The organism is Paenibacillus litoralis, assembly GCF_046244365.1.
Taxonomy (GTDB): domain Bacteria; phylum Bacillota; class Bacilli; order Paenibacillales; family NBRC-103111; genus Paenibacillus_V.
This window is the reverse complement of record NZ_CP176395.1, coordinates 8,028,529-8,052,063: the sequence shown is the minus strand read 5'-3', so window position 1 is coordinate 8,052,063 and position 23,535 is coordinate 8,028,529. Positions and strand designations below refer to the sequence as shown.

14 protein-coding genes are annotated in these 23,535 nt (G+C 53.4%); 11 read left to right on the top strand and 3 right to left on the bottom strand.

Going from position 1 to position 23,535, the window contains the following annotated elements; all coding sequences use genetic code 11:
• Window positions 1-44: 44 nt before the first annotated feature.
• Window positions 45-1,406: an arsenic transporter gene (locus ACKGJP_RS33790; RefSeq protein ID WP_409347333.1), complete on the bottom strand. Its 1,362-nt coding sequence runs from the start codon at window positions 1,404-1,406 to the stop codon at window positions 45-47.
• 525 nt (window positions 1,407-1,931) lie between these two features.
• On the opposite strand from ACKGJP_RS33790, the gene ACKGJP_RS33785 reads away from it, so the two are divergent.
• The 3 genes from ACKGJP_RS33785 to ACKGJP_RS33775 all read left to right on the top strand — a co-directional run bounded on the left by ACKGJP_RS33785 (window position 1,932) and on the right by ACKGJP_RS33775 (window position 4,022).
• Window positions 1,932-2,963, top strand: a complete 1,032-nt coding sequence (locus ACKGJP_RS33785) for a hypothetical protein (RefSeq protein ID WP_409343112.1) — start codon at window positions 1,932-1,934, stop codon at window positions 2,961-2,963.
• Window positions 2,964-2,980: 17 nt separating this feature from the next.
• Window positions 2,981-3,421 carry a DUF3905 domain-containing protein gene (locus tag ACKGJP_RS33780; RefSeq protein ID WP_409343111.1) on the top strand — a complete coding sequence of 147 codons (441 nt, stop codon included), beginning with the start codon at window positions 2,981-2,983 and terminating at the stop codon, window positions 3,419-3,421.
• A gap of 166 nt (window positions 3,422-3,587) precedes the next feature.
• Window positions 3,588-4,022, top strand: a complete 435-nt coding sequence (locus ACKGJP_RS33775; RefSeq protein WP_409343110.1) for a BrxA/BrxB family bacilliredoxin — start codon at window positions 3,588-3,590, stop codon at window positions 4,020-4,022.
• 98 nt (window positions 4,023-4,120) lie between these two features.
• Here ACKGJP_RS33775 and ACKGJP_RS33770 read toward each other — a convergent pair whose 3' ends face one another.
• Both ACKGJP_RS33770 and ACKGJP_RS33765 read right to left on the bottom strand, forming a co-directional pair.
• A complete protein-coding gene (locus ACKGJP_RS33770; protein WP_409343109.1) occupies window positions 4,121-4,942 on the bottom strand; it encodes a helix-turn-helix domain-containing protein in 822 nt (273 codons plus the stop codon).
• A 125-nt stretch (window positions 4,943-5,067) separates the two neighbouring features.
• On the bottom strand, window positions 5,068-7,410 hold the full coding sequence (locus tag ACKGJP_RS33765; protein ID WP_409343108.1) for a beta-galactosidase: 2,343 nt from the start codon (window positions 7,408-7,410) through the stop codon (window positions 5,068-5,070).
• 331 nt (window positions 7,411-7,741) lie between these two features.
• Here ACKGJP_RS33765 and ACKGJP_RS33760 point away from each other — a divergent pair, with 331 nt between their 5' ends.
• The 8 genes from ACKGJP_RS33760 (at window position 7,742) to ACKGJP_RS33725 (ending at window position 23,519) form a co-directional block, all read left to right on the top strand.
• On the top strand, window positions 7,742-13,624 hold the full coding sequence (locus ACKGJP_RS33760) for an OmpL47-type beta-barrel domain-containing protein (RefSeq protein WP_409343107.1): 5,883 nt from the start codon (window positions 7,742-7,744) through the stop codon (window positions 13,622-13,624).
• A 220-nt stretch (window positions 13,625-13,844) separates the two neighbouring features.
• Window positions 13,845-14,807 (top strand): ABC transporter permease, encoded by a 963-nt coding sequence (locus tag ACKGJP_RS33755; RefSeq protein WP_409343106.1) that lies wholly within the window; start codon window positions 13,845-13,847, stop codon window positions 14,805-14,807.
• Between the two features lie 15 nt (window positions 14,808-14,822).
• Entirely contained in the window at window positions 14,823-15,710 is an 888-nt protein-coding gene (locus ACKGJP_RS33750; RefSeq protein ID WP_409343105.1) for a carbohydrate ABC transporter permease, read from the top strand.
• A 51-nt stretch (window positions 15,711-15,761) separates the two neighbouring features.
• The gene (locus tag ACKGJP_RS33745; RefSeq protein ID WP_409343104.1) at window positions 15,762-17,366 is read left to right on the top strand and encodes an extracellular solute-binding protein; all 1,605 of its coding nucleotides are present in this window, start codon (window positions 15,762-15,764) and stop codon (window positions 17,364-17,366) included.
• A gap of 220 nt (window positions 17,367-17,586) precedes the next feature.
• Complete coding sequence (locus ACKGJP_RS33740) at window positions 17,587-19,338, top strand: sensor histidine kinase (protein ID WP_409343103.1); 1,752 nt, start codon at window positions 17,587-17,589, stop codon at window positions 19,336-19,338.
• Window positions 19,331-20,914, top strand: a complete 1,584-nt coding sequence (locus ACKGJP_RS33735) for a response regulator (RefSeq protein ID WP_409343102.1) — start codon at window positions 19,331-19,333, stop codon at window positions 20,912-20,914. The genes ACKGJP_RS33740 and ACKGJP_RS33735 overlap by 8 nt, the downstream gene beginning before the upstream one ends.
• Window positions 20,915-21,504: 590 nt before the next feature.
• Window positions 21,505-22,503, top strand: a complete 999-nt coding sequence (locus ACKGJP_RS33730) for a zinc-dependent alcohol dehydrogenase (protein WP_409343101.1) — start codon at window positions 21,505-21,507, stop codon at window positions 22,501-22,503.
• Window positions 22,504-22,562: 59 nt separating this feature from the next.
• Window positions 22,563-23,519, top strand: coding sequence for an ABC transporter permease (locus ACKGJP_RS33725; protein ID WP_409343100.1), 957 nt, complete (start codon window positions 22,563-22,565; stop codon window positions 23,517-23,519).
• Window positions 23,520-23,535 lie beyond the last annotated feature (16 nt).

The following is a 23,535-nucleotide window of genomic DNA, read 5'->3' as shown; positions in this document are numbered from 1 at the left end:
CCAATATGATGATTTACGTGAGTTTAATAGGAGTCGTAAGCGGATCAGTAAAGCCAATCCACCCAGAAGGCCAAGCAAACGAGCGTAAACACTACGGATGCCGGTATCGCGATAATCGTAACTTTTACATAATCCTTCCAAGCCACTTTGACATGATGCTGGCGGAGGATATGCAGCCAAATCAGCGAGGCGAGCGTACCGATCGGCAGCAGCAAGGAACCGACATCGCTTCCGATAACGCTGGCCAGGTAGGCGATTTTGAGCGTCAGCGGATCCAGATGCATGGAGGTTAGCGTCAGGGTGCCGATCATTAAAGCCGGATGGTTGTTAAAGAAGATGGACATGACCGACAGCAGTCCGCCCATCATCAAGCTGGCATTGAGCAAATCGCCGTGGATCATCGGCTGTATAACGCGAACGAGCCACTCGGTTAATCCGATATTGTTCAGGCCGTAAATGATCACGTACATGCCGAATGCGAATACGAGTATGTGCCACGGCGTTTTCTTCAGCATGTCGACCGGCGTAACCTTCAAGTAATACCAGCGCCATAGCAGCAAAACCGCCGAACCGAATACGGCAACGATTTCAATGGGTATGTGTAAATAGGAAGCGACGAACAAACTCACGCGGATGGAGAAGACGAATAAGAGCAAGTTGCGCATGAACTTGTCGCGGTTTTCCGGAAGAAAAATCGATTGGCTTGCCTGCGGCCCGAGCGGATGCTTACCGGGTCCTTGGAACGGGATGCCTCTGGCCGGCGGCTGCAGCTTGCGCGGCAATTGCTTGTAGAAGCACAGGAACAACAGAAATACCAGGAAAATAAGGCCGAGCGTCGCCGGAACGAACATCATGAGCGTATGCATGTAGAGGTCCATGCCGACGATTTTGAGCGCGATCAGATTTACGATATTGCTGACCCCGATCGGAGCGCTGGACGCTGTAGCGACTAAGGCGCCGGATAATAGGTAGGGAATTTTTTGGTGGTTTTTGAGGCCGAGGTTTTTAAGAAGGATCAGCAGAATCGGCGTCGTAATCAGAATGCTTCCGTCATTGTTGAAAAACAGCGTCATGAGAAAACAGATTAGATTGACGTACCAGAACAACCGGATGCCGTCACCTTTCGCCCTGGCGGCAAGCCCTTCGGCGGCCCATACGAAAAAACCGAAGCTTTCCAGCACGATCGCCATGACGATGGTCGCCATAATGGTAATGGCTGCGCCTCCTATCGTTTCCCCGATTGTTCCCAGATCCGCAATCGTTACGCTTCCGCTTGCAAGCACAAGGAGCGCGCCGACCGTGGCGGGTATCGCTTCATTAATCCCTCTCGGACGCCATAGGACGAGAACCATTGTTAATAGAAATGCCAGAACGGTCAAAGATACCATGGAGGAGGATATGTTCATCATGTCACCCTTTTTCCTTTAAGAGGTTGTTCAAAAAGCCGCCTTATGTTCACGGAATGTATCGAGAAGATGTTTCGACGCTAATAAGCCGACTTTTTGAACACGTACTTTAAGACTCTATTTCACTTTCCGTTGCAAACCTTGCGGTGCAGATTGACTTTACCCGCGATCGGAACCGGGAATCTTCGATTCCGCTCTCCCATGCAATCGCGGGCGGCAGACGTCGCAATGGCCGATACCATGACTGACAGTGTCCCCCCTTCTTTTGAGCCCGTCTATGTCGGCTTCTGCGTTCATGGTTAAACCGTGTGACTCATCTAGTGTTTTCGTCTACCTACCAACTATCATTGATAGATAGTGATACCTTATGTATACGTAGCCTGCTAACGGTTTGCTCTCCTCTTAACGCCTGCCGGGCAGCAAATTCCACTCTAGTTGATAGATACGAATCTATCGTTTTGCTCCGCGCCGCCTAAGTGTGATACAAAGAGAAGAAGAACATGGAAAACGAAGGGGGAGGGCAAAATGCCGGATAGCATTTCGCTCGGGCCGCTGCAGCTTCAGTGGAGCTTGTTGAGCATGCTGCTGTCGGTGTGGGCGGGCTATGCCTTAGTCAGCTTGCGCTTGAAGCGGGAGGATCGTTTGACGGATCAAAGGAATGGAGGACTCGTGAACGGCGCAAGCGCGGGCGGCAGCGTAGAGCCGGAGGGGGCTGCGTCTGAAGACGGCGATGAAGAAGGCTTCCGGGGCCGGCCGATCCGCAGCGGGCTGATGAACATTTTGGCGAACGGGCTGTTTGTCGTGCTCTTGTTCTGGAAGTTCGGCTTCCTGCTGCAAACGCCCGCGATCATCTGGGAGCAGCCGCTAGGCCTGCTCATTTATTGGAGCTCTGCGGATATGGTGGCGCTTGGAGTGGTGGCGGCCGGCGTGCTTGTCCTTGCGCAGCTGCGAAGAGCGGGCATCGCCGTGCAGACGGCGGTCGATGCGGCTGCATTCGGCGTTCTTGCGTCGTATGCCGTCAGGCAAGCGGCGCTTTGGAGCGGCGGCAAACCGACAGATCTGCCTTGGGCGATCGCCGCGGAGCCTTCGCTTACCGGCGTTCACCCGATTGGCGCGTATACGCTGCTGCTATCCCTCGTGCTGGGCCTATGGCTGTGGAACAAGCGCGATGCTCTCGGCAGCGGCACGTATATTCGCGACGTATGTACGTTCGGAGGACTTGGTTTGCTTGCGCTGTCGCTGCTCGAGGAGCCTTCCAAGGGACCCGTCTTCCTGCTCACCGCCGAGCAGTGGGGATATGCGGCACTGGTGCTTGTCGGTAATTACGCCTCCCGTTTGCTTGCGTTGATACAATTTCCCTCCATGCGGCATACTAAGGCGAGCGGGGCGGAAGCCTACACTACCGCAAAGGAGCAAGAACCGATGGCACAGAACGATTCCAAAGCGCAAATCAAGCAGGAGCGGCAAAACGAAGCGGAACGCAACCATGGCGGAGATGCAGCCGATTCGATACAGACGGATAAAAAACTGAACGGGCCGAATCGCCCGTCAACCTGATCGGGGGCTTGTTTTCGATGAATAACGAACAGACGGGCAAGCAGCCCGAGCGTCATGAAACCGAATCGGGAGAACCCGTTGAGAAGGCCGTCACGAACGACCGTTCCGAGCTCGATCCGTTTGAAATCGAATTTCTGCCGGAATTCCGTCAAAACCGGGGGCCGGAGGAGCCGTTCGTCAACGAGCACGGCGTTGTGATCGGGGATCACGATTACGAATCGCCGAACTCGCCGCTGGAGCAGTGGACGGAGCAAACCGATCCTTCCGTCATGGCGGGCGACGAATGGGTGCATCCGTTTAAGGATGTCGGATTTCAAACGGACGAAAATCGCGATTATTTCGAACGGGGCATCGCGCCGCAAACCGGTAACTTCATGCATCCGGACAAAAATTCCGCCTATGATTTGGCGACGGAGCAGGTGGCGGACGAAGCGGACGACGAACGTTCCGCCGACTGATCGGAGGCGCCATTCGATCAGGTATCGAATGGAGGCCGCTTGTCCGCACCCGGATGCAAAAAACGGCTGATCGAAGATACGGTATGCTTTGCATTCACTTGCCTGCCATGTATAATAAAAAAGGTAAGCAACTTTTCCAAAGTGGAAAAAGAGGAGTGAATGGAATATGTCGATGTCTTTTGAATCATATATGCGCGACATGGTTCAGCCGATGCGCGACGATCTTACCCGTATCGGGGTAACCGAGCTGCGTACGCCTGAAGAAGTCGTCGAACAGTTGGTAAGCGCTAAAGGAACGGCGCTTCTCGTAATCAACTCCGTTTGCGGCTGTGCCGCCGGACAATGCCGTCCGGGCGTTGCCAAAGCGCTGCAAAACGATGTGAAGCCGGACCATCTGTTCACCGTGTTCGCAGGCCAGGACAAGGAAGCGACAGCGAAAGCGCGCGAATATTTGGCGCCGTATCCGCCGTCTTCCCCGTCTATCGCGCTGTTCAAGGACGGCGAGCTGGTGCATTTCATCCAGCGTCACCAGATCGAAGACCGCTCCGCTGACATGATCGCTGCCGATCTGACGGGTGCGTTCGAGGAGTTCTGCAAGTAAGATCTGCGACTGCGGCATAGCCGCAGTCTTTTTTCTGCGTCTAAACGACAACCCCTCCGGTTCCGCCGTTGATAACGGCGAAGCCGGAGGGGTTGTTTTTATCGAGTGCTTTTGCGGTATTGCATGGGGGAAATCCCGGCGCTCGATTTGAAATAGCGGGAGAAGTTCGAAATCTCGTCGAAGCCGAGCGTTTCGGCAATTTCTTTGACGCTCATATCCGCCGTGGCGAGAAGCATCTTGGCCCTCTCGATTTTTAGTTGGCGATGCATATGGATGGGGGACGTGCCGAACAGCTCCTTGAACCGGGCGCTCACGTAGGTGTCGTTAAGATGAAGCTCTCTGGCTATTTCTTTCAGTGTCAGCTTCGAGCCGGTATGCCGGATCATGCTGCACAAGACGCCTAGAAAGGGGGCCGTGACGGGTGAACGGATGACGGCGGCTTCATGGCCAAGAGCGCTGTCGAGCAAAATGGACAGTACCTCCAGACATTTGGCTTTCCGGTAAATTGCGGCGGTTATGGAATGAAGCCGGTTGAACGTATTCATCAGTTGGCCGAACGCTAGCTCGAACGGCTCGCTCTGGCTTAGGGGAAACACGAGAGGAATATCGAATAAGGACAGCACATCGATGTAATTCTCGATTCTGTATGTGAAATGCCACCAAAGGAACACCGTTTCGTCATCCGTATCCTTAAATTGATCATGCTCCAAATGGGGAGGAATGAAAATAACCGTGCCGGGACGAAGGACGTAGGTACGGCCGCCGACACGGAGCTTGGCGGTTCCTTGTTTGATATAGGTCATCATATAGTAGGACTTCAATACCCGGTTGAAAATGCCGATTTCCCGGCGGGTATGCACATCGAACGTGATGACGTCGATATCCGCATGCTCCAGCAAAAACAGAATGGATTCATTCATAGGAAACGTCGACTCCTCCAACCGGGTAGGGCGAGGTCGTACGATCCGTACGCCTTGGCAGCCTAGCTACAGAATACCATAAGCGATGCCGGAGCGGGAATAATCCAGGGCTGTCTTTGCGCAGGCTAGGATTGGATCGTATAACGATACTCGGGCATGATGCTTACTTGTTCCAATTCCGCCGTCAGTACGTCGGTTAGATCGGGCCGAGGCTCCATATAAATGTCCGCATCCTTGCTCAGAGGCGAAATATGCAGGACGAGTTCCCCTTCCAGGATGTCGGGCATAAAGCGTTTTAAGCCTATCACCCACTCCGTTCCGTCATAAAAATGATCCGCAATCCGCTGTCCGTTCAAAAACAGGCTTGCGGCATCACCGACGTATCGAATGCAAAGAAACAGATCGTTTACGCCGTCCATGCTCCCTTTCGGAATGGCGACGGACCACTGGGAAGTTTCGTTTGCTTGACGGAAAACGGATGCTAACCGTGTCCGGACTTCGATTTCTTTCTTGGCAGCCGCTATCGTGAAGAGCGAGAAGATGCCGTCCCGCTCGGCCTGCAGCAGCTCGCCATCCGCCTTCAAATCATGCTCCGCCGGGGGAAACACCGAGAACGACAGCTTCTCTTCATCGGTTGCAAACAGCTGCAGCCGGTCTTGCTCGAACAGGATGTTGGCCGGCGATACGACTATCCGCTGTTGTCCCCAAGCTTCGCCTTTCCAAAGGCGCAGCGATTGCTGCTCGGTCAAGGTGATCAGCTGGATCGTTGTCCCTTGCGCCCCCCTGACACGGATCGGCACATACGGGTCCGGCTGCAGGCCTGTCATGCAGACGGTTCCGCATTCGGTATTTACCTGCGCGCCTAAAGCGTTTATCGATTGAACGGTTCCCGCATCGAAAGCGAACTCCGGGTCGATCCCTTCCGGAGCGAACAAGAAATAGGACGTGACCCCTTCATACTCCAGCTTACAGATCGGTTGTACCGTAGCGTACTTTAAGACGATCCCCCCGGCCAGCCTCAGATTGAACGGCAAAAGGAAATAAGCCCCCTTCGGAACGGTCATCGGTTTCTGAGGAAACCGCAGCGTTTCCTGCTCCAATTCGATCTCGAACCGGAGGTTTTCCAGCCTTTTCATAGCCGACCGGCGAACATAGTTATTGATAAACAGAAATCCGCTGTTATCTAGTGTGCGAATCGCATATTTCAGCGTGTCCGAATCGTCGAAGCTGCCGGGATATTGCTCGGGAAGCACCGAGATCATAGGCGCCAGAAGGTCCCCGAATTCCGCCGCAAATAGGGTCAATCGTTTCAAGGCATGATAGGAGGGCTTAATCGTCCCGAATTCGCCGATCGGCGCTTGGAAGTCATAGGAAAGGACCGGATAGTCGTTCGGATACCCCGTTTCTTTCGATTCGTTCATCGTCGTGAGTTGCCCGATTGGGTGTGTGCCTCCATGAAACATATAATACCCGAGCAGCGTACAGCCGTTGCCCAGCTGCAGTAACGATAAGGAAGCCACGTCTTCAGGCGTTATAACCGGTCTGCGATGATACGTAACCTGGTTTCCCCCGCCCATTTCGCACGTGAAGTAGGGGTACCGTTCAATGTTCGGATCATCCTTCCCCATGGACTCGAGCCCCGGCTCGAACAGATCGTTCCCGATATTCGAATCGTTTCGAACATGACGAAAAAAATAGTTGACGCTAGGCTCCAGCTCGCCGGTATGCTGCGTCCAAGGCGCCTCCGGATATCCCCCGAAAACGGGAATAAGCTCATCTAGGGGAATGGCCGCATCCCCCCATCCCGTAGCGGTATAAATCGGCACGTCAAACCCCGTTTCCACTGCCATTCGCTTGAGCGTTCGAATATGCTCCATATCGCCGTAAAACTCGTTCTCGATTTGGACGCCGACGACGGGGCCGCCATCTTTATACAGCAGCCCGGTTAACTGGCTATAGATTTGACCGTAAAATTGACGCGCATAGCGCAAATACGCCGGATCGTTCGTCCGCACCTCGCATTTGCCGTAAATCCAATCCGGAAAGCCGCCGTTCCGGCATTCTCCATGACTCCAAGGACCGATTCTCGGGTAAAAAAACAAACCGTGTTTTCCGCAAAGTTCGGCAAACCGTCTTACATCATGATTGCCCGTCCAGCTATAGCTTCCTTCTATTCCTTCGTGATGGATCCAGAATATATAAGAGGCGACGATTCGAATGTTGGCGGCCTTCATTTTAAGAAGGGATTCTTCCCAATACGCTCTGGGGTATCTGGAAAAATGAAACTCGCCCATCGTGAAGAGAACCGGTTTTCCGTTCACGGTCAAATATCGGCTGTTTGCTTTGATTTCAACGCCCTGCGGATTTGTTCCGCTCATATGGAGATGATCGTGAAGAACTTCATTTTTGACGGTTGCTGCGGAAATTCGGTAAATAAGAGGTTCGTTATCTTTTATCGAAGCGGTCATCGTATATCCTCCTGATTGGGGTAGCTCCTACTGGATAGAAGCGCTTTCATTCCATATCATCGACCATTATAAGGTCCGCGGCAGACTCAAACTATGCGTTCCATTCAATAAAATGTTCACAAATTCAATAGGTTCGCGGAATAACGGTGAGTGAACGGCATCTTCGAATAGGGGAGGGCTAACGGGTCCGTATTGAATTAGTGAACACTTTGTTGAATTGGATGCCTATTTTCAAGCCGTTTATGGACTTTATAATGGTCGAGGGTCAAATGAAAGCGCTCTATTCAGCCACGACTGCCCAAAATCCGGTTGGAAGGGAATGGTTTTAGGAATGAGTCGAGTTCGAGCTTTGCGTTTCTTGTCTATGTGGTTGTCTTTGTTGATGGTGTTATCGGTCTTTCCGTTTTCTCCCGGGAAGCTGTACGCGAATCCGCTGCCGGCTTCGCTTAACGGCGGCTTCGAGCAGGTTTCCGGCGGGAAGCCTGTAGGCTGGTCGGTGATCAGCGGGACGGTGACGTCCTCCACGTACGTCGTGCGCAGCGGCGCTTACAGCGTCGAGCTGAAGGATCCGAGCAGTACCGCGTCCGTCGGTCTGCGGAGCCAGAAGTTCCCGGTTACGGTCGGCAGGGATTACGAGGCTTCGGCGTATTCTTACAATACGGAGGGCGGCTCCGTCCTGTATTTGGAGTTTTGGGACGCGAATAATACGCTCATTCTTTTCCCGATTACCAGCAATACGTCGTTAAACCAGTGGAAGCCGCTCTCGATCCGGCAAAAGGCGCCGACAGGAGCCGTAACGGCGAGCCTGCGGGTGTATACGGGGCTTGCGAACATCGGCACCGCCTATTTTGACGACGCCCAGTTCGGCGAACTCCCTCCGGACCCGAGTCCGAATTTGAATAACGGCTCGTTCGAGCAAACGGAAAACGGAGGGGCCGGTCATTGGCGCGAGGTTGACGGCGTCGCGGAAATATCCGGCGCGAAAGCGTACGACGGAGCCCGCAGCGTGAAAATAACGAACGCGGAAGGCCAATCGGCAGGACTGCGCAGCCATCTCATTCCGGTACTGCCCGGCACGGAGTACACGTCCAGCGTATTCGCCTTCGCGAGCTCCGGGGCGGCAGAGCTGAAGATGGAGTTTTGGAATGCGGACAAAACCGTTCTTTCATCGGTGTACCAAACGGGCGTATCCGGTAACGCTTGGGAGTCCGTAACGCTTAAGGGCGTTACCCCTGCACAGACCGCTTATATCAGTCTGCGGCTCGGCACGGCTCCGTCCACGGGAGGCACCGTATATTTCGATAACGCGACATTCAGAAGGACAGGTGTAGCTTTGAACAGCAAAACGCGAACGACGCTGTACAGCACGGGCAAGGTTGCCGCCGCCCGCCAGAACGTGCAGCAGCTGCAATGGGCGAAAAGCCTGAAGGACGCGGCGGTTATAAACGCCGATAAATATTTGGCCAAAGGCATGGAATTTCTATGGAATGCGGTTCCCGGACAAACGCTTCCCCGCAGCTATGCCGTCAATCAGAAGTTCGGCAGTCCGGTTAGCGGCACCGCAATCGACGCATTCGGCAATTATCCTTACCGGGCCGATCTGATGAACGATCCGTGGAAAATCGTCGATCCGAGCGCCAAAGACGCAAACGGCAATTACTACCGCTATCCGACCAACGATTTCGGAGCCTATTACCGCAGCGGTCTGGACGAACACGGCGTATTCCAGCCGAAGCTTGCGGACCGGAGTCTGCTCGTGAACACGCTCTACCCCGAGAAGGGGCCTACATGGGGAGTCGACGACGGCTCCGGCTGGGTGGACGATCAAGGCCGCCGGTATACGTTTATCGCCTACTACGTCCACTGGTTCTCTTGGTACAAGGAAAATTCGCTGATTCAGCAGGCGCTTAACGCGTTCCGCGACGCTTATTTGTATACGGGGGACATCAAGTATGCCCGCGCCGGCACGATTTTGCTCGACCGGGTGGCGGACGTGTATCCGGATATGGACGTAAGCAAGTACGACATCAACGTTTATTTGAATTCATGGGGCAAATCGAAGGGGAACGGCAAGGTGCTGGGCGGCATTTGGGAAACCGAACTCGTGAAATCGTTCATCAGCGCGTACGACGCCTTCTTCCCGGCGATGGACGACCCGGAAATCATCCAGTTTCTGAGCGCGAAGTCGGCGCAGTTCCGGATGACGAATACGAAGAGCGCCGGAGCGGACATCCGCCGGAATATCGAAGACGGCATTATCAAGCAGGTGTTCCCGGCGGTCGGGAAGACGCAAATACTCGGGAATGACGGCATGCACCAAAGCGCTCTGGCGATGGCCGCCGTCGTTTACGATACGATGCCCGACACGAAGGAGTGGCTGGACTTTATTTTTGAGTCCGGCGAAGTCCTTTCCAATCCTACCCGCTTGACAGGCGGAAACATTCTGAACTCGCTCGTATCGGACGTCGACCGGGACGGGAACGGCAACGAGAGCGCACCGGGCTACAATGTGTTATGGCTGCAAACTCACCGGATGACGGCCGATATTTTGGACGGCTACGATCTTTATCCGGAGGCCGATCTTTACCGCAATGTGAAGTTTCAGAAAATGTTTTCGGCCATGAATCCGCTTCTGCTCAGCGAGAAGTATACGGCAAACATCGGAGATACGGGCAAAACGGGGAATCCGTTCCTTATTTACCGCATGACGGACGTCATCAAGGCATTTGAGGAATACGGCGATCCGATTTATGCGCAGCTTGCCTATTTTATGAACAACAATACGACGGACGGTATCCATACGGATGTATTCTCCCAAAATCCGGGCGTGATCGCGGACCGCATTGAAGCGGCCATAGAGGAGCACGGTCTGCTCGACATGGAGACCGACAACCGGAGCGGCTACGGATTTGCCGCGCTGCGGGACGGCGAAAGCCCGGATGTCGACTACGGAACGAGACTCGGCTTCGGCGGCATGAACGTGCACGAGCAGAGCGTGCCGACAAAATTTTTCGAGGAGTCCGGCGCCGTCCAGCTGGAGGCGGCGCAAACCGGAGCGACGCTTGCCTTCGATTTCATCGTACCGAACACGGACGAGTATGATCTGGATTTGCTCCCCGTCAAAGCGCCGACCTTCGGCAAGTACCGGATTTCCATCGACGGGCAGCCCGTTAAGGAGCTGGACTTCTACGGAACGGATCTGAACCGGTACGAGTCGATAGCCCGGCTTAACCTTGCGCAGGGAACGCACCGGATTTCCTTCGAGGGCATCGGAAAGCATCCTTCATCCGGCGGCTTCAAAATGGCCGTTCGCGTCTTGAACCTGCTGAACGCAGCGGCGCGCGCCGAGCGGGATGCGCAGGCCGGCGGGAAGAACACGCTTCGGGACGTGTGGATGTTCTATGGACGCAACTCGAGCCATGGCCACCGGGATACGTTAAACATCGGCATGCATGCGTTCGGCCTCGATTTGTCGCCGGACCTCGGATATCCCAAATTTTCCGATACGATCGATATGCACCGGGAGCAGTGGGTCGTCAATACGATCAGCCATAATACGGTTGTCGTGGATAAGCTGAAGCAAAGTCAGAACGAAGGGGCGGCAGAGCCCAAGCATTTTGACGATACGGATCTGGTCAAGCTCATCGACGTGGAAGCGCCCAACGTATATCCGCAGACAACGCTCTATAAGCGGACTACCGCGATGATCAAGGCGGACGGCGAGAACTCCTATGCCGTGGATTTGTTCCGGGTCAAAGGAGGAACGGATCATTATTTCAGCTTCCACGGCGCGGAAGGAACGGTTACGACCGAAGGACTGAATCTGACCCGTCAGGAAGCGGGAACGTATGCAGGAGCCGACGTGCCTTTTGGGACGAGAGTCGACGATAAGGACGGGGTTCCGTACAAGGGCAGCGGGTTCCATTACCTGAAAAATGTGGAGCGCGATGCGTCGCCGTCGGAGGCGTTCAGCGTCGATTGGAACGTGAAGGATACGTGGAACGTGTACGGCCAAGGCAGCGGAGCCGCGACGGATGTCCATCTCCGGCTAACGATGCTGGGCGGCGTGAACGACGTGGCGCTTGCGGACGGCGTACCGCCGGACAATAAGGCGGGCAACCCCAAGGAGCTCCGCTATCTGGTCGCTCACCGCAGCGGCACAGGCTTGGATAGCATCTTTACTTCGATCATCGAGCCGTACAAGGGACAACGCTTTATCAGCTCCATTACGCCGCTTGTCGTCAAGCATAACGGCCAAACCGTCGCCGACAGCGAGGCTCGTGCGGTAAGCGTGACGCTCACGAACGGCAGAACCGATACGATCGTGAACAGCTTGGATTCGGGCAAAGCCTACACGGTTGAACTTCCTGGTTCCGCAATCGCTCTGGCGTTTAAAGGCTTCCTCGGCGTTTATTCGGTGCAGGAGGACGGACGGGTAAGCACTTATGTACACGATGGCTCTTATATCGGGAAGAGCGGCGAAGTCCTGCAGGACCGCACGGGAGCCGTAACGGGGACGGTCGCGGACTTCACGAAGGAGCTGTCGCAGCAGAACGAGATTATCGTCGATGCTCCCGGGCTTTCCGGTTCCCCGGCCGATTTGATCGGGAAGAGCATCATCATTCAAAATGACCGCGTCCGCAATGCGGCGTACCTCATCAAGGGGGTATCCGTCTTGAACGGAAGTCGCTTGAAGCTCGACATCGGGGATATTACGCTGATCCGATCCTATAAGGATTCGAAAGATTTCAGCAAAGGATATGTATACGATATAGCCGAGAGCGCCGCTTTTCGGATTCCGTTGACGTATACCGCAAGCCAGGAGGCTCAGCCGCCGGCGGAAGCGACCTTCTCGGCGGATATAACGGCACCGACCAACACCGACGTCACCGTAACAATCGGCTATCCGGCCGCTGTGACGTCGAAAGAATACAAGCTTGGCGCGGGCGGCGAATGGACCGCTTACGCGGCTCCCGTCGTCGTTTCCGTTAACGACGCGGTGTATGCAAGAAGTACGGACGCGGCAGGCCGCGTGTCCAATATAAGCAGCTATGCGGTGAACAACATCGACAAGATACCGCCGACGACAACGGACAACGCGCCGCAGGAATGGGTCGGTCAGGAAACGACCGTCGTGTTGAGTCCGACGGATGAAGGCTTGGGCGTGGCGAACACCTTCTATACCGTGAACGGCGGCGCGCCGCAATCCGGTACCTCCGTCGTGCTAACCGCAGAGGGAACACACACGCTGACTTATTGGAGCGTAGACAAGGCAGGCAACAGGGAGGCGGATCGTACGGCTATCGTGAAGATCGACAAGCCGGCCGCGGTGCGACTGCTGGACAGCAGCGGAAATCCGCTCAGCGGAGGCGTAGTGACCTATTATGACGGGGGATGGAAAGATTTTGGCGTGACGGACGAAAACGGCCGAGCATCCAAGCCTTTGGCGAACAAAAGCTACACCTTCCGCATGACCTATGAGGGAACCCAACTGGATAAGGTGCAGCATACGGGAACGAACCCGGAGGTCGTATTTCAGACGGTAAAAGCGAAGGTACAGCTGAAGGACAGCATGGGAAATCCGCTGGATCACGGCAGCGCGGCTTATTATGCGAATGGCTGGAAAACATTTGGGGATACAACCGGCGGAGAGGCCGTCAAGGAGCTGCTGCCCGGCAACTATCCGTTCAGCATCGCGTATGAAGGCGCGCATCAGCAGAAAACACAGCATATCGGAACGGATTCGGCCGTTGTTTTCCAGACGGTAAAAGCCAAGGTACAGCTGAAGGACAGCCTGGGAAATCCGCTGAATAGCGGCAGCGTTGCGTTCTATGCGGGAGGCTGGAAGACGTTCGGACTTACAACCGGCGGAGAGGCCGTAAAGGAGCTGCTGCCCGGCAACTATCCGTTCAGCATTACGTATGAAGGCGGGATCCAGCAGAAAGTGCAGCAGATCGGAACGGACCCTGTGGTCGTATTCCAGACGGTGAAGGCCATTGTACAGCTGAAGGACAGCGAGGGAAATCCGCTGAACAACGGGAACGCCTCGTATTATGCGGGTAGCTGGAGGACGATCGGCCTTACAGCCGGCGGAGAGATCGGCAAGGAGCTGCTGCCTGTCTCGTATACGTTCAGTATGACCTATGGAGGAGTGCGGAAGGAACTTTTGAATAACATCGCAACCAGCCCGACGGTCGTATTCCAGTTGCCTTAACGAAGGGATTGAGGAGAAGCCGCTAAACTGGCGCGCCCCGTGCTTCGGCCGTTTGCGGCCCTTATGCTGCGGGGGCGCGCCTCTTCTTGAAAAAGTATACACAATTTAGAATCAGTTGCATATTTTCATCCTCCCGGCCAACTTATAATGAAAATAGATAAACGATGTAAGCGCTTCAGTTGTATGAAACGTGCGGCTTGAAGGCAGAAGGGAGTATGATATGCAGATTGACAAGTCGAACGTTCTCGTTACACCGAACCTCACGAAGCGGTCCGTTAACGGAGGATTTTTCAGGACGCTGTACCGGTACCGATGGTTGTATATGTTGGCCCTTCCGGGAATGGTCTACTATCTGATCTTTCACTACGGTCCGATGGTCGGATTGGTAATCGCATTCAAGGATTACAACCTGATGAAGGGGATTTGGGGGAGCCCGTGGGTCGGATTCGACAATTTCCGGACGATTTGGAATACGCCCGACTTTCCCATTCTGATGAAGAACACGATTCTTCTGAGCCTATACCGGATCGTGTTCAACATGTTTCCGGATATTATCCTGGCGCTGATGCTTAACGAGATTCGGGTAAAATGGTTCAAGCGGGTCGTTCAAACGATTACGTACGGTCCGCATTTTCTTTCATGGATCATCGTCTACGGGCTCGTGTTCTCCTTCTTCGCTCCGGGTGCGGGCTTTGTGACGACATTCTTTCGCGATATGGGCTGGGGAGAGATCGATGTTCTGACCAACGCGGACACGTTCCGTCCGATGCTCCTCCTAACGGATATTTGGAAAAATACCGGTTTCGGAGCCATCATCTATTTGGCCGCACTGTCCGCGATCAATCCGGAGCTGTACGAGGCCGCCGTAGTCGACGGCGCGAGCCGCTGGCGGCAATTGTGGCACATTACGCTGCCCGGTATCCGCGAAGTGTTCGTCCTGCTGATGATTTTCCGCATCGGGGCTATTCTTGACGCAGGCTTCGATCAGGTTTATATCTTTTTGAATGCACGCGTTTACGAGGTGGGAGACATTCTGGATACCTGGATCTTCCGAAGGGGCATCGAGAATTTGGATTTCAGCGTGCCTGCGGCAATGGGCGTGTTCAAGTCGGTCATCGGACTCGTGCTTGTACTGGGCGCCAATAAATTGGCCAAAAAAATCGGGAATTCCGGTATATGGTAATGGAGGGTGACATCGATGTCTTTCGTGCTTAAGAAGAAAGCGTCCGATCGAGCGATCGACGGCTTCCTGTATGTAATCCTCTCCTTATTTTGTCTGGCAACGCTGTTTCCGCTGTATTTCGTCTTCATCATGTCGGTCACGCCTTATACCGAGGTGATGCGAAACGGGGGCTTCGTCCTTATTCCGAGCGAGCTCACGCTGGAGGCGTTCAAAACCATTTTCAGCAGTGCGACCGTCCCGCGTGCGCTTCAAATTACGATTTATATTACGGTGGCCGGCACGGCGATGAATTTGGCGGTCACGACGGCGCTCGCCTATGCGCTCTCCAAAAAATATTTGCCGGGGAGAAGCGTCATGCTGCTCATGATCGTGTTCACCATGCTGTTTTCCGGCGGCATCATTCCCGGCTATATGGTCGTCAAAGGGCTCGGGCTGATCAATACGCTGTGGGCGCTCATGATTCCGGGGCTTGTCTCTACCTTCAATCTGCTGATTATGAAAACCTATTTCGAAGGGCTGCCTCCCGAACTCGAAGATGCGGCTAAAGTAGACGGCTGCGGGGATTTGTCGACGCTTGTGCGCATCGTACTGCCCTTATCGCTGCCGATCATGGCGACGCTGGCTCTATTTTTCGCCGTCGGGCATTGGAATACGTATTTCTCCGGGATCATGTATTTGCACGAGCGAACACTCTATCCTCTTCAGGTGGTGCTGCGCAATATGATCGTAACGCCGAGCGTCAGCCAGGAGCTTGCGGTTCCCGCGACGCAGATGGAGAGTCTGCCTCCGGAAACGATCAAGATGGCGGTTGTCGTCGTCGCTACCGTACCCGTGCTGATTCTGTATCCGTTCCTGCAAAAATATTTCATGAAGGGGGTGTTGCTCGGCTCGATCAAAGGGTAATGCGTATCGCTATTCGGTGAACTACTGATGAAAACACGGGAGGGTCTAAACATGAAAATAAGAAGCTCATGGTCATGGATGTCGGTTTTGCTTTTGACGGCGGTAGCGGCTTCGGCGTGCGGCACTAAAACGGATACGGGCACTACGGCATCGTCAGCGCCGTCCGTCAAGCCGTCCGAGGCAGCCAAGAAAGAGAAAGTTTCGCTTACCTGGTTCGTTAACGCTCCTAATAATGCGCAGCTGCCTTCGGCCGACAAGGACTTCGTCAAGCAGGCGATCGAATCGAAGTTCAACGTGGATTTGAAGCTGATTTATATGGCGACGGGTCCGGACTATACGAGCAAGCTGAATACGATGATCGCTTCCGGCGATATTCCCGACGTATTCTACTCGGACGGCTTGGAGTCGGTGAAATATATTAAGGACGGCGTTGCCCGCGATTTGACGGGGCTCGTAACGCCTGCGGCCATGCCGAACTATTTCAAATATTGGGTGAAAGAGGACGAAGTCAAACGGTATCAAGCGCTGGGCGTATTCAAGCGCGCGCCGATCCCTTTCCCGAAGACGATGGCTCGTTCTTACTATGTAAGGAAAGACTGGCTGGACAAATTGAATTTAAAAATGCCGGAGACGTATGAGGACATGGTTGCCGTTATGAAGGCATTTACGGAGAAGGATCCTGACGGGAACGGCAAAAACGACACCTACGGGTTTTCGGCATCCGGAAACGGCGCCTCCTTGTCTCAGGACTTCCCGGAAATTATAAAGAACGGCCTGGTCGGCGACTTTATGCTGGACGGCAATCAATTTGTCGATGTTCGTACCGATCTGCGGATGCAGAAAGTGCTGGACGATATCCGCAAAGTCATGGATATGAAAATTATCGACCCGGATTGGCTGCTGAACAAGGGCAGTCAGCATCTGGAGAAGGCGCAGCAGGGCAAGGTGGGCATCGTGCTTGCCAACGGTCTCGACTATGCCTATGACAACAATGCGAACGGACTTCAAGTCAAGACGAAAGCGGTGACCGGCGATCAGAAGGCGGATTGGCAGCCGTTCCATATCGCGGCCAAGACAGGCGTTTGGTACGAGCCGCTGCCGCTTAATCCGTTCTTGCTCAGCTCCAAGTCGTCGGACGAGAAAGCCAAACGCTCGATCGAGATCCTCGACTGGCTCGCGAGCGAAGAAGGCTTCCTGCTGGCCAAGTACGGCAAGGAAGGCGTTCACTACAAACGGAGCGGCAATAAAATCGAACCGATTGCAGACGCCTATAAGAAAGACATCACCGACAACGGGAACTTCTTGACCATCTACAGCTGGTTCGTGCAGAGCGAAGCGAAGCAGCTTGGACTCGATGTCATCGACCCGAATATGACGGAACGGGATAAAGCGATTGCCGCTAAAATTTTATCCTATAAATTGATTCCGTCGTACGGCACGAGTCTTGTCGTGAAAGAGGGGATGGACCTCGCTTCGCTGCGCAAGAAGATGAGCGAATACCATGTCGAGATTTTGTTCAAGGAGAAGGACGCTTCGAAATGGCCGCAAATGCGCCAGGAGCTGATGGACAAATTCGGCGGGAAAGCGATCTTCGATTACTACGCCGAGCAGGTTTCAAGCGCTTTCGGGAAACCGATCACATTCCGGAATAATTGATCTGCCATCTAAGGCTGTCCGCATCGCGGACAGCTTTTCCGAAGTCTCGGAACGTATATCCTCCGCCGATTGTTCGACTTCTCGGTAAACGCGCCGCCAAAAGCATATGCTTCCGATGCCGTTTTCTTCGAAAACGTGTAGACGAAGCCGTTTATCCTTGTCAAGTGATATAATGATTCGTAACTGCCTTATCGATTCGACGGGGAAAGGATCTGCCAGCATGAGGATGATAAAAAAGCCGAGCTTTGTCGGCATCAGTAAAAAGCTGTTCGTCCTTACCTTCATTTCGGTCGTCGGCGTCGTTACGGTCATCAGCTTTTTCGGTTACCAAAGAGTATTCGAGCCGATTCGCGAGAACAACGAGAAAGCGCTTCAATCGTCGGTTGTCGAAGTTGAAAACTACTTGAAAACGTTTATGAACAATATTCAATCCCAATTGCTGTTTCTGTCCAATCCGGTGATCTATGAGAAGAACGATTATCAGTCGCTTATGGAGAATATGGTCAGTCTGCATCAGGAGGAGATCGAAGGGGTTTACCTCGTAGAGGACGGGCAAATATTGAGAAGCGTTCCTTTTGCTTATCAATTTTTCATACCGGGCCAGCAAGTAGAGAGATTATTTAAGCAAACGGAGAAAACCGGCTTTTGGTGGAGTCCGCCCTATCAAGTGTCGGAAAGAAAGTCGCTCTCGGTAGCGAAGCGGATCAACGAGCGCCGGATGATCGTCATCGATCTGAATCTGCGTGCTTTAGCGGGACCTTTAATCGTACAGAAAAGGGATCAAAACATATTTTTGTTCACGGACAAGAGCGAATTCATTACTTCCAATATGAAACAAGGCGATTATGAAACGATTATGGAGCATCGGCAGATGGTTGACGAGCTGCAGGAGCTTGTTTCGATAAGCCGGTCCCCGTTCGATGAGATCCATACGTCGAAAGCGGCGTACAAAGTATTAAGAAGCGAGCAAAACCGCTGGAACTGGGTCGTTCTATCCGTTGTGAAGGAAGAGGAAGCCTATCCGCTTATTTCGCTGCTGAAGCGGCAGCTGTGGTTCGTGCTGGCGATGGCCGTCTTTTTATCCGCCATTGTTTCGATTTGGATCGCCAAATATATTCAGAAGCCGGTTAGCGTGATCATTAAGCAGATGAAGGCGGGGTCCAGGGGAGATCTGCATGCCCGGGTATCGCTGAAACGAAACGATGAATTCTCGCTTATAACCGACGGCTTCAACCGGATGATGGACAACATTCAACTGCTGTTCGAAGACCTGAAGCTTGCGGAAGAGAAGAAGCGCCATCATGAGCTGAAGGTGCTGCAGTCGCAAATCCATCCTCATTTTCTGAATAACACGCTGAACGCGATATACTGCCTGGACGAAGCGGGACGGGCTTCCGAAATGGTGACGATGATTCATTCCTTAATGGGCATGCTGCAGTATTCGATCGATAAAGTAGGCGATATCGTCACGCTCGAGGAGGAGCTGCGGCATGTGGAGCATTACGTGCGCTTGATGAAGCTGCGTTACGGGGAGACGTTCGAGGTCGATATCGTCGTGCCGGAGCAGCTGCTAGCCGTGCCGATTCCAAAGCTGACGATTATTACCTTGGTGGAAAACAGCATTTTTTACGGTCTGCGGAAGCGGGAAGTGAATCATATCATCGTGTCGGGATCGCCCGAGCCCGATACGGCAGCGGTAATCGAAGTTTCCGATACGGGTCCGGGCATGGAGCCGGAAAAATTGGAGAGGTTTCTTTCGGGAGTGCAGTCCCATTCCTCCGCCAAAGGATTGAATAATTTGGGCCTGCGCAATATCCAGGAGCGTATCCAGCTTTATTTCGGATCCGAATACGGACTTCGATTCCAGAACGAGCCGGGCGGAGGCTTGGCGGTTTCCGTTCGGCTTCCGGGTCCGGCAGCGGAAATCGATCAAACCTTATTTTCGAACAGGGGGGAGCGCTCCCATGCTTAGGCTGCTGATCGTAGACGACGAGCTCTGGGTACGTGAACGGTTTTCCGAACGAATCGACTGGGAATCGATCGGTATCCGTCTGATCGGCGCGGCGTCCGATGCGGAGGAAGCTATCCAGCTGATGGAGAGCGAGAGGCCGCATTTGCTTCTAACCGACATTACGATGCCGGGCATGAACGGTTTGGAACTTGCCGCATACGTCCGGGAGAGGTGGCCGAAGGTTAAGATTATTATTCTTACGGCTTACGGCGAATTTGCTTTTGCCCAGCGCGCCATCTCGATAGGCGTAACGGATTACTTGATGAAAATGGCGAAATCGCCCGAGCATATTTTGGCCTCGGTTAGGCTTGCCGCACAGGAGCTTCGCAAAGAAATAGACGTGGATTGGCATCAGGATTGGAAGGAACGCAAACGGTGGGCGGAACGCGTTCTCGGAGAGTCCGGAGAAGCGGAGCGGACGGAATATCCTCCGGCAGTCGCCGAGCTGCTGCTGCAAAAGCGCTCTCCGTCATGTGCGATCGTAGCCTATGGCTGGGATGTATACCGGACGTTCGGCGGCCATGCTGCGGATGACCGCTCCCGCCAGCTTCAGGCGGAAGCGGGGATGGCGATTGAGAGCCGGCTCGCGCAGGAAATGCGCGATCGCGCCATAACCGGTTCGGAAAAGCATAAGGCCGTCGTCATTCCTTATAAGGAAAACCGTCTGTTTGTCATTATCGGCATGTCCGCTCACGCGGCCATACAATCGGAGCTGCTGTCGATCGCCAAGGCCGGCTTGGATTTGCTTCGATCGATTGCGGGACCCCATTGCTTTACGCATTACGGAAGCGGCTTGACCGATTCGCAGCAATGCACGGAGCAGCTGCGGGCTTTGAGGGACGGATTATCGGGTTATTTCTATAAAGACAGCCCCTATATAACGGAAACCGGAGCCGCTTCGTTCCAGCGGGTAGATCCGGTGACGAGCCGCAAATGGCTTGCGGATGCGGTCAAATCGCTCGAGCAGGGCATGATCGATCCTCTGCGCAGAGCGGTCGCGGACATGACGAATAAAGCGGAGCCGTCTTATTATCCGCCGGATCTTCTCCGCATCTCCCAAAAGCTGCTCGATCCCGCTCTGGTCGTTCTGCCTCCGGCTGTCGCGGCTAAGCTGGGCGCGATCCCATATATCGAGCGAATGGAGGATTTCAAGGAGTGGTGGGACGAGATGCTTCAACATTTGAACCAAGCGATCGGCGAACAAGGGCTGTTCAAAATGCGCAAAGAAGTGCAGACCATGTGCCGGATCATCCGCGAACGGTATACCGAGGATTTGCAGGTAACCGAATTGGCGCAGCACGTATTGCTACATCCTTCATATGCCGGCCAGTTGTTCAAGCAGGAGACCGGGGAACACGTTTCCGATTATTTGAACCGCATCCGGATCAAGAAGGCGGAGGAGCTGCTCGGCCATACGACGATGAAGATATATGAGGTTTCGCAGGCGGTCGGCATTTCGGACTACCGGTATTTTTGCAGACTGTTTAAAAGCGTAACAGGATCGACCCCGACACAGTATAAAAAAGCAGCCCAATAAAGGTAGAGGCAGGCTGCTGTATCCGCGATAAACCCGGCTTTGCTGCTTATGCAGCGGAACCGGGTTTTTTATTATTAGTAAACCAGAATGACATTTCACTGTGTGGAGAACTACTGAAAGCGTGCTTTGCACACTCCAAAACGGGATAGAGTGAAAGGAATTCAAACCAGGCTGATAGGAAATAAACCAGAAAAGGTGAAGGGGGTTTTGGATAATTATGTCGAAAAAGATCGAATGCAGTCGAATGAGATGAAAAATTATACCGATAACTCAGAATCCTGATTTATTAAACATCAGAATCAAATCACAAATCGACAATTAAGCTTAAAAACACCACAGAGACACATGCGGAAGGGCTGATGTTTCATTAGAGACAACATATAGACAATGGAACATATGTTCTTGAAAGCGGTTTAATTACTGGAAGATCAATAGTTCTTTAGAATTTTTGTGTAAAAATTCGCCGTTGACATCGCTTCCAATAGACCTATATAATTAAAAAACAAACCAGAAACAAATTAGAAACTCATATGTTATACGAATAATTTATCCCATAAACTTAGTTCGAAACCAGAAAGAGGTTGTGCATAATGAGAGCTGTAATTGGTCGCAATGGCGCGGCTGAATTGACCGATCTTCCGATTCCTGGAGTTCGCGCTCAATTCGTGAAAGTAAAAACGGATTATTCGGCTGTCAGCGTCGGAACCGAACTGATGATGATTCGCAACACGGGCAATACTTCAAATGATGCCCCGTTGGGATACAGTGCGACAGGTATTGTAGTCGAAGTCGGCGAAGGGGTTACTCATGTGTCGCCGGGTCAACGAGTAGCCTGCTACGGCGTACCCGCTCACCGCGAATACTTGCTTCTGCCGAAGTATCTTGTAGCGCCGGTGCCCGATGGCGTTCGGCCGGAAGAAGCGGCTTTCGTCGGAATAGGGGCCATTGCCATACATGCGCTTCGACAAGCCGATCTTCGTTTTGGCGAAACGGTTATCGTAGCCGGGCTTGGAATCTTGGGACAGATGATCGCCCGTATCGCGCATGCCGCATGCTATCGGGTTATCGGTCTTGAACTGATGGAAGAGCGCTGCCAAATGCTTGAAGCGATCGGCGCGACGGCTTGCCGCAACGAGGAAGAGCTGAAGCGGGCGATTCAAGCGGATCCTTCCTGCAAAGGCGCCGATGCCGTTCTGCTCTGCGCAAGCAACCGGAAGCACAGCATGATCGACCAAGGTCTTCACTGGCTTCGCGATCGCGGACGCGTCGTTATCGTAGGCGATACCGGTACGGAATTCGATCGCGACCTGCTGTTCGTCAAAGAAGCCAGCGTTCATATTTCACGCGCAGGCGGCCCGGGCCGTTATGAGTCTTCCTACGAGCAGGAAGGCGTCGACTACCCGGTCGGTTACGTGCGCTGGACGGAGGGCCGCAATATGAGCGAGTTTTTGCGGCTGCTGGAAGGCAAGCGAATCGATGTAACGCCGCTAATTACGAACGAGTGCGTGCTTGACCGTCTGCCGACGATGTATAAGAGCTTGGCGGAGGCGCCGCAGCAATCGATGGGAATCGTCGTACGTTACGCTTAGAAAAGCCGCCATGCCCGACATCAAGAGTGTAACTGAAAAATTATGGAGGTGAAGAGACGATGCAAGCGAACGGGACGGCGGCTTCCGAGACGCCCGTGATCCAATTTCCTAAAAAAAGCGCTTGGAAAACGTTTCTCCGGTACAAATGGCTTTACTTATTGATGGTTCCGGGGATTCTCTATTACATCATTTATCAATACGTTCCGATGTTCGGCCTGATTATCGCGTTCAAGAAGTATAACCTGATGAAGGGCATGTGGGGGAGCGAGTGGGTCGGATTCGAAAATTTCCGTACCATTTTCAACTCGCCGGACTTTCCGCTTCTGATCAGGAACACCGTCTTGATCAGTTTTTACCGGATCGTGTTCAACATGCTGCCGGACGTCATGCTGGCGCTCATCTTGAACGAAATACGGTCGCAATGGTTTAAGAAGATCGTTCAAACGATTACGTACGGTCCTTACTTCTTATCGTGGATCATCGTGTACGGTCTTGTCTTCTCCTTCTTTGCGCCTGGCGCGGGGCTGATCACCACTTGGTTCCGGGATATGGGCTGGGGGCAGCTCGATGTATTGACCAATTCGGATTACTTCCGGTCGTTGATTATTACGACGGACATCTGGAAAAGTACCGGATATGGAGCCATCATTTATTTGGCTGCACTTTCTACGATTAACGGCGAGCTATACGAGGCTGCTGTCGTCGACGGGGCAGGGCGTTGGCGCCAGTTGTGGCATATTACGCTCCCAGGTATTCGCGAAGTATTCATTCTATTGTTAATTTTGCGAATCGGGCATATTATGGATGCCGGCTTCGAGCAAATCTACATTTTCCTGAATGCCAGGGTACTCGATGTAGGCGACATTCTCGACACCTGGATTTTCCGGCGCGGTATCGAGCAGATGGAGTTCAGCGTCCCGGCTGCGATGGGCGTATTCAAATCAGTCATCGGTCTTGTCCTCGTCTTAGGCGCGAACAAGCTGTCCAAAAAAGTCGGCGGGTCCGGCATCTGGTAAAGGAGGCATCGCCAAA